Source organism: uncultured Thiodictyon sp. (assembly GCF_903828115.1).
In the GTDB taxonomy this organism is placed as follows: Bacteria; Pseudomonadota; Gammaproteobacteria; order Chromatiales; family Chromatiaceae; genus Thiodictyon.
On sequence record NZ_CAIKKU010000518.1, the window covers coordinates 1 to 6,876 of the forward strand.

At 67.7% G+C, this 6,876-nt stretch carries 5 protein-coding genes; 2 read left to right on the plus strand and 3 right to left on the minus strand.

Annotation, left to right across the window (positions count from 1 at the left end; genetic code table 11):
* Nucleotides 1-97 precede the first annotated feature (97 nt).
* Nucleotides 98-820 carry a transglycosylase SLT domain-containing protein gene (locus tag QZY48_RS19035; RefSeq protein WP_295434140.1) on the minus strand — a complete coding sequence of 241 codons (723 nt, stop codon included), beginning with the start codon at nucleotides 818-820 and terminating at the stop codon, nucleotides 98-100.
* Between the two features lie 242 nt (nucleotides 821-1,062).
* Nucleotides 1,063-1,680 (minus strand): NUDIX hydrolase, encoded by a 618-nt coding sequence (locus QZY48_RS19040; RefSeq protein WP_295434142.1) that lies wholly within the window; start codon nucleotides 1,678-1,680, stop codon nucleotides 1,063-1,065.
* A 287-nt stretch (nucleotides 1,681-1,967) separates the two neighbouring features.
* Between QZY48_RS19040 and QZY48_RS19045 the strand changes: the two genes are divergently transcribed.
* Entirely contained in the window at nucleotides 1,968-2,456 is a 489-nt protein-coding gene (locus QZY48_RS19045) for a DUF882 domain-containing protein (RefSeq protein WP_366929733.1), read from the plus strand.
* Nucleotides 2,457-2,887: 431 nt separating this feature from the next.
* Here QZY48_RS19045 and QZY48_RS19050 read toward each other — a convergent pair whose 3' ends face one another.
* Entirely contained in the window at nucleotides 2,888-4,714 is a 1,827-nt protein-coding gene (locus tag QZY48_RS19050; RefSeq protein ID WP_295434146.1) for an RNB domain-containing ribonuclease, read from the minus strand.
* A 408-nt stretch (nucleotides 4,715-5,122) separates the two neighbouring features.
* Here QZY48_RS19050 and QZY48_RS19055 point away from each other — a divergent pair, with 408 nt between their 5' ends.
* Nucleotides 5,123-6,169, plus strand: a complete 1,047-nt coding sequence (locus QZY48_RS19055) for a folate-binding protein (RefSeq protein WP_295434147.1) — start codon at nucleotides 5,123-5,125, stop codon at nucleotides 6,167-6,169.
* Nucleotides 6,170-6,876 lie beyond the last annotated feature (707 nt).

Below are 6,876 nucleotides of genomic sequence, written 5' to 3' on the forward strand. Positions count from 1 at the left end.
GTAATCGAACAATCCGATCACGACAACGACAACGACAACGACCAGGACAGCGTACCCGGGATCTCGGTCACCACATCAATTCCGATCGCACCCGATTCTACCCGCCGGCGCGCGCCGACCACAGATGCTGGAGTACCTGCCGCACATAGTTCTGGGTCTCGGCGTAGGGCGGGATCTGGCGGCCGTTGCGGATCACGGCATTCTCCCCCGCGTTGTACCCGGCCAGCGCCAGGCGCAGGTCCTGCCCGAACAGGTCGAGCAGGTCGCGCAGATAGGCCGCCCCGCCGCGCACGTTCTCCACCGGGTTGAAGGAATCCTTGACCCCGTAGCGCGCGGCGGTGCCGGGCATCAACTGCATCAGCCCCGCGGCGCCCGCCCGCGACACGGCCTCGTGGTTGTAGGCAGACTCGGTGCGGATCACCGCGTGCAAGAGCTCCGGACTCAGCCCGTAGACCCGCGCATAGGCGTTGATCACCCGCTCGAAGCGGGCACGCCGGGTCGCGACAGGCTGGCCTCGCGCGGCCCCCTGAGTCGGCGCGAGCGCCGCCGGGGCGGCCGCCGCGGGCGTGGCGACCGGCCCCGACGCGAGACCCGCGACCCGGCCCAGGTTTCGGCCGAGCTTGGCCAGGCGCTGGCGATTTTCGCTCACCAGCCGCTCCGACTCCCGCTTCCACGCGAGCCGGTACTTGGGGCCGGTGAGCGGGGCGTCGGTAAAATAGGTATTACCCTTGGCATCGACGTACTTATAGACGTCGGCCCGGGCACTGGCCGCAAGCAGCACGGATGCCGCGAGCACCAGCATCGGCAAAACCCTCGGCATCTCTCACCCCCCTTACAAACCAAAGGCCTAACCCCAAAAAAGCAGTTCAGCCGCAAATGAACGCGAATTGACGCGAATTGACTCAAATAATCAGAGACTTGGCCTTTACTGCCTGTTCACCGTCCGGGTGACGCCCGCGACGATCCTAACCAGCAGATTTATTTGCGCTGATTTGCGTTCATTTGCGGCCAAATACTCTTCATTAGTAACGTGACAGCCGCCGACCAGCCGCCGACGTGCGCTCAGGCGGGTCCGCCCGCTGACGCCGCCCACAGCGCGCAGACCCGGTGCCGATTCAAGGCCAACCACTGGACGGCGATGATCAGCGTGGCGGGGGTCAGCGGCTCGCGGCCCAGCCCTCGGATCGCCCGCTCCAGGTCCCACACCAGGACCCGCGTCCACTCGCCCTCCCGCGGGTCACCCCCAAACCGCGCGACCCCGGCAACCCTGGTCTCGCCGCAGTAAAGCGCGACCGACTCGTCGCTGAACCCGGGGCTGGGGCGACAGACGCCGATCCGGGTCATGGCCCCGATCCGGCACCCGGCCTCCTCCCAGGCCTCGCGACGGGCAGTCGCGGCACCACTGCAACCCGCCTCGACCACCCCCCCGGGGGGCTCCCACACCAGCCCGCCGAGGACGCTGCCCAGGGCCCCGATACGCATCTGCTCGACCAGCACGATGCACCCCGACACCGGGTCGTAAGGCAGCACCGCCGCGGCGCGCAGGCCGTCGACACACTCTCTGTCAACGATGGTCGGCGCCTGCCGACCCGGCGCCACGCGGGCCAGCCGATAGCGATTGAGCTTCAGAAATCCGTCGCTCAGCGGCTCCTGACCAATGATCTCGAACTCCCGGGCCATGCGCAAACCTTAGCATTGATTTAGGGAACGCCGACACCGCTACTTTGGAACACGTCTGCCGCGGAATCAAGTAGGCCCCGAGGGCTTCATTATTTCCAGATGATTTTGATATGGTTATATTTGTTTCTTAGTGTGGTGCAAGAACCGACGAACGGATGCGTCTCAAGGCAAATTTGTTATTGCCTTTCCGGTCACCCCGCCTATAATCGCCCTGCACTATCCGCAACGTCACATTGTCCGGGGGGAACATGAACAGACGTTATTTTCTAGGGGTTTCTCTGTCCGCCATGGCTGCACCAGTGCTGGCCAAGAGGCCAACTGAGCGCCCGCGCGCGCTGTCGCTGCACCACATGCACACGGACGAGAGGATCTCCGTGGTCTACCGCGAGGGTGACCACTACAAGCGCAGCGCCTTGCAGCAGCTCAATTTCTTCCTGCGGGACTTCCGCACCGGCGACACCATGCCGATGGACCCGCAACTGCTCGACATCCTCTACGACGTCAAGGCCTCGCTCGGCGACACCGAGGCCCGCTACGAGATCCTGAGTGCCTACCGCACGCCGAAGACCAACGCCATGCTGCGCTCCGAGGGCCACGGGGTCGCCCGCAACAGCATGCATCTGTACGGCCAGGCCATCGACATCCGCTTCCCCGACCTGGCGCCGAGCCACATCCGGGACGCCGCCGTCGCCTTGGGCCGCGGCGGTGTCGGCTACTACCCCAGTTCCAACTTCGTCCATGTGGACACCGGCAACGTGCGCTCCTGGAAGGCCTGATCGGGCCGGCCCGCTGCCTGACCCGCCGATGGCGGGTCTTTGATCGCGATCGGGGGGTACAAAAAACGCGGGGCCGGCGGCCCCGCGTTTTTTGTTTGCGCATGGCCTGGGCCAGTGCGCCCGGCGGTGTCGGCCGCGTTTATCCCAGCAGCACCCTAGGAGACCACAGTGTCCGTCGGGTCAATAGTCGGCGCGAGGATAAACGCTCAGGCCGTCCCGAGCAACACCCGCTGATCGATTTGCCTTGTTCCGCGAATAAATTCTCGCTCAGGTTTACCGTGAAAGTGCGTAGTCAGGCCATCCTGGCCTGACGGTGTCGGGGCTGGAACAGTCAGGGCTGGAAGCCCTGACTACGCCGCCCCGCACGCTGGCCATCGAGCTAGCGGTCGAGAGGACTTTCATGTTCCGGCGTGGCGCGGGTGCCACGACCGTTAGCCCAATACCCGAAAACTTACCGTCTGGGCCGGGATATCGACGTCGCGCACCGCCACCCGCAGGCCCTGGTTCAACGCCGGCTCTTCGCGCAGGCGCAGCCGCGTCTCCAGGGCCAGCAGCGGTACCAGGGCCACACCCTTGCGGTCCTCCTTGCCGACGATGGTCGCCTGGCCCTGCCAGTCCGGATGGTCCTTGAGGTAGACGAGTTTCCAGTGCAGGTTCGACAGCCGCTCGGTGCGCCGCACCAGGGCCGCGGCCGTCTCGGCCTCGCCGATACGCTCCGTCACCTGCTCTGCCGTCAGGGTCGGCAGACCGGCGAGCCAGGCCCGGATCTGCTGATGGACCAGCAGATCCGAGTAGCGCCGCAAGGGGCTGGTGGCGCGGGTGTAGAGCGCCAGCCCCAGCCCCGCGTGCGGGTCCGGCGCCCCCACCAGGCGCGACGGCTTGAAGGCCCGACGGCGGGCATACATCGCGGCCAGGTCGCGCGGCTGCTCGCCGGCCTCGGGCGGGGCCTGGGTCGCAAAGGGGATCGGGATGCCGTGCTCCAGACAAAAGCGCGCCGCGCCCTCCCCGGCCATCAGCATGGCGTCCGCGACCAACTCCCGGCTCGCCAGCCGCGGCAGGGGGCGGATCGTCACCCGGCCGTCCTCAACCCGCACGCTCACCTCCGGGAGATCCAGGCTGGTCGCCCCGGCGGCCGCCCGGCGGGCGCGAAAGCGATCGGTCAGGGCGCGCAGGGCGGCAAAGGGCTCCTCTGTCAGGCGGCCGTCCACCTCGTCATAGGTGAGTCGCTGGGCGCGGATCCAGGTGCGATGGACCGCCACTGACAGCAGTTCCCCCTGATCGTCGCAGCGCAGGGCGAACGACAGGGCGGGCGAGAGCGGTTGCAGCCCCAGCCCCAGGGCCTCGGTCACGCCCGCCGGCAGCATGTTGATGACCCCCTCCGGGAGATACAGGTTGCTCCCGCGCGCCCGTGCCTCCCGCTCGATCTCACCTTCGGTCGCGACCAGCGCGGCGACGTCCGCCACATGGACCCAGAGGCAGTCACCGTCGAGGCTCAGGGCGTCGTCCGGGTCCTGATTGCCCACATCGTCGATCGCGTAGGCGGGCAGCGCGGTGAGGTCCAGCCGGTCCTCTTCGATGAGCCCCGGGACCGGCTGCCCGGGCTCCGCGGTGGGCACCGCGCAGCGCCGCGGATAGGGATTGTGCCGATCCGTCCAGTAGCCCACCTGGATCAGCGCCCGGTGGGCATTGACCGGGGTCTGCTCGTGCCCCAGGGCCTCCAGGATCCGGCTGCGCTCGCTCTGCCCCAGGGCGAGGCGCTCCACCTCTCCCAGGCGGGCCCCGTCCTCCGGGGCCGGGCATGAGTCCGCCATCCGCACCAGGAAGGCCTGCCAGTCGCTCTCGGCGTTCGCCTTGGCACCACGCTCGGCCCGGATGCGCTCCACCTCCTCGCGGGTGCGGGCGCGGATGGCCGCGGGCGTACCGCTGAAGTTCAGGCCGTCCGCCACCAACTGCCAGGCGGCCCAGGCGGTGGCCGGGGTAAAGGCATTGAAGGCGAGTTCGGCCAACTCCTGCAGCGTCGTCTCGGCGCCCTCCAGCAGTTCCCAGGCGGCCTCCGGCTCCCCCTGCTGGGGCGCGAGTTCCGTGAGACTGCGCAGCGGCCCGGGGTGGAGCAGTTCGACGTCCTTGGCCCGCACCCGCTTGGACTGCCCGCCCGCCAGCTCGATCTCGATCTTTTCGCCCAGGTTGACGATGCGGGCGGGATGGACCTTGTAGAGCACCAGGCTGTTCGCCGGGGGGCTGGGTTGATGTGTCGACAAAAGGCTGATTGCTCCGAGAGGATGGGGGCTTTACCCGGGCGACGGGGCTGGGCCTGGTGGTAGGAGAAGGAGTATTTGTCCGCAAATGAACGCGAATGAACGCAAATAAGATGGACGCCCGGGTGATGGGCGGACCGGGCATCCCGCGATCTGCGAGGTTTGCGGTCCGCACCGCGGACCCTACGGCGCGTAGGGTCCGCTGTGCGGACCGAACGCCGACGGGTCTGACCAGCCTGATCCAGGCTTCTGCGCTGCCGCCGCCCGGCCTGGGATCAGCCGCACGGGCGGCGACGGCGCGGGGTCGGCCTCCGCTTTGGGTATGATACCCCCATGCCGTGATCCGCTGGCGCCGATGCGCCGCGGCAACCGACGAGCCGATTTTCCGGCCAACTATTCGAGGAAGCGACGATGAATCCAGACTGGCGCACCTTTCTGACCGCCCGCGGCGCCCGCATCGGCGAGGACGGCCGGATCGCACCGGCCGCCCGGACCGCCGCGGGCGAGCCCCCGGCTGACTGCACCCGCTTCGACCTCTCGCACCTGGGCCTGATCGGCGTGGCGGGCGCGGATGCCGACAGCTTCCTGCAGGGGCAGCTCAGCAACGATATCAGGACACTGACCCCGACCCACTCCCAACTCAGCAGCCATTGCAGCCCCAAGGGCCGGATGCTGGCCCTGTTCCGGGTGGTGCGCCACGGCGAGGGCATCTGGCTGCAACTGCCCCGCGAGCGGGTCGCCGAGGCCATCAAACGGCTGCGGCTCTATGTGCTGCGCTCCAAGGTCACCCTGGAGGACGCAAGCGACGGCCCGGTGCGGAGCGGCCTTGCGGGCGCGGGCGCCCCGCGGGAGTTGGAGCGCCTGGGGCTGCCGCTGCCGGCACGCGACAACGATGTAGCCGCCGCCGACGGCATCACGGTGCTGCGCCTACCCTCCCCGGTCCCCCGCTTCGAGCTGATCGCCGACTGCGAGCGCCTGACGGCGATCTGGGAGGCCCTGGCGCCCGGGTCGACCTGGGGCGACGAGGACGCCTGGGCCCTGCTCGACATCCGCGCCGGCATCCCCAGCGTCTACACCGCCACCGTCGATGCCTTCGTCCCCCAGATGGCCAATCTCCAATTGATCGACGGGGTCAGCTTCACCAAGGGGTGCTATACCGGCCAGGAGGTGGTGGCACGGATGCAGTACCTGGGCAAGCTCAAACGCCGGATGTACTTAGCCGAGGTCGCGAGCCCGACCCCGCCGCAACCGGGCGATGCACTGGAAGCGCCCGGCAGCACCTCGGAGCAGACCCCCGGCCGCGTCGTCGATGCCCGTCCCGAAGGCGAGGGCCGCTACGCACTCCTGGCCGTGGTCGAGATCGCGGCCGCGCAGGGCGGTGAGGTCCGCCTGGGCAGCGCCGGACCGCTCCTGCATTTGCAGCCGCCGCCCTATGGCTTCCCCGCGCCCGCGGTGTAACCTCTCGTGAGTAACGTCTCGTGACACCGCTCTAGAGATTGGGCAAGTATTCGGATCGTGCCCGGTGCCTGGCGTAGACTGTCAGCCAAGTCGGAACCAAGGGGTCAGGGGCTACAATCTCACGCGGGTGATCCACATTCTCGGTGTGCAGGCGTTTCGGGATTACTGCGCCCAGCGTTTGTCCAGCCGCCTGCTGCCCACCTAGGCAGCCATGGCGAGATCATCGATAGGCTTATGTTTTCTATCAAATAGCAGCCTCGGAGACGGATTTTGACGGCCAGTCGATCGCGTCCGCTCCGCGCTGGTCGCCCGCGACGAAACCGGGCGGCGCCAGGCGCCGCCAGGCACGTGGTGGCACGCCCCAGAGCGTATACGATATGAATACTTTCACAATCTCTGGAGCGGTGTCACGAGAGCGCGGAGTGGGCGGACTTATGATCAAGGCCCAGGATAACTGCCATTGCGCGAAAGGCAAGCGGGTCGCAGACCTAAGATTCATCGAGCCCAGCCTCAACGAGAAGACACGCAGTTCGTCGCGCCTGGGGCTCTTGATCATACCTCAGGTCAGGCGCCCTTGCGGCAACCGTCGCGGCCGGGGGGCCGCTCCTACGGCGTCGGAGCGGCCCCAATGTCGTTAAGTTAAGCCCTTCTGGCTCCCACGCTCCCGCTTGGGAGCAAGTGTGGGCGCTCCGCGTCCAGTGCTAAGA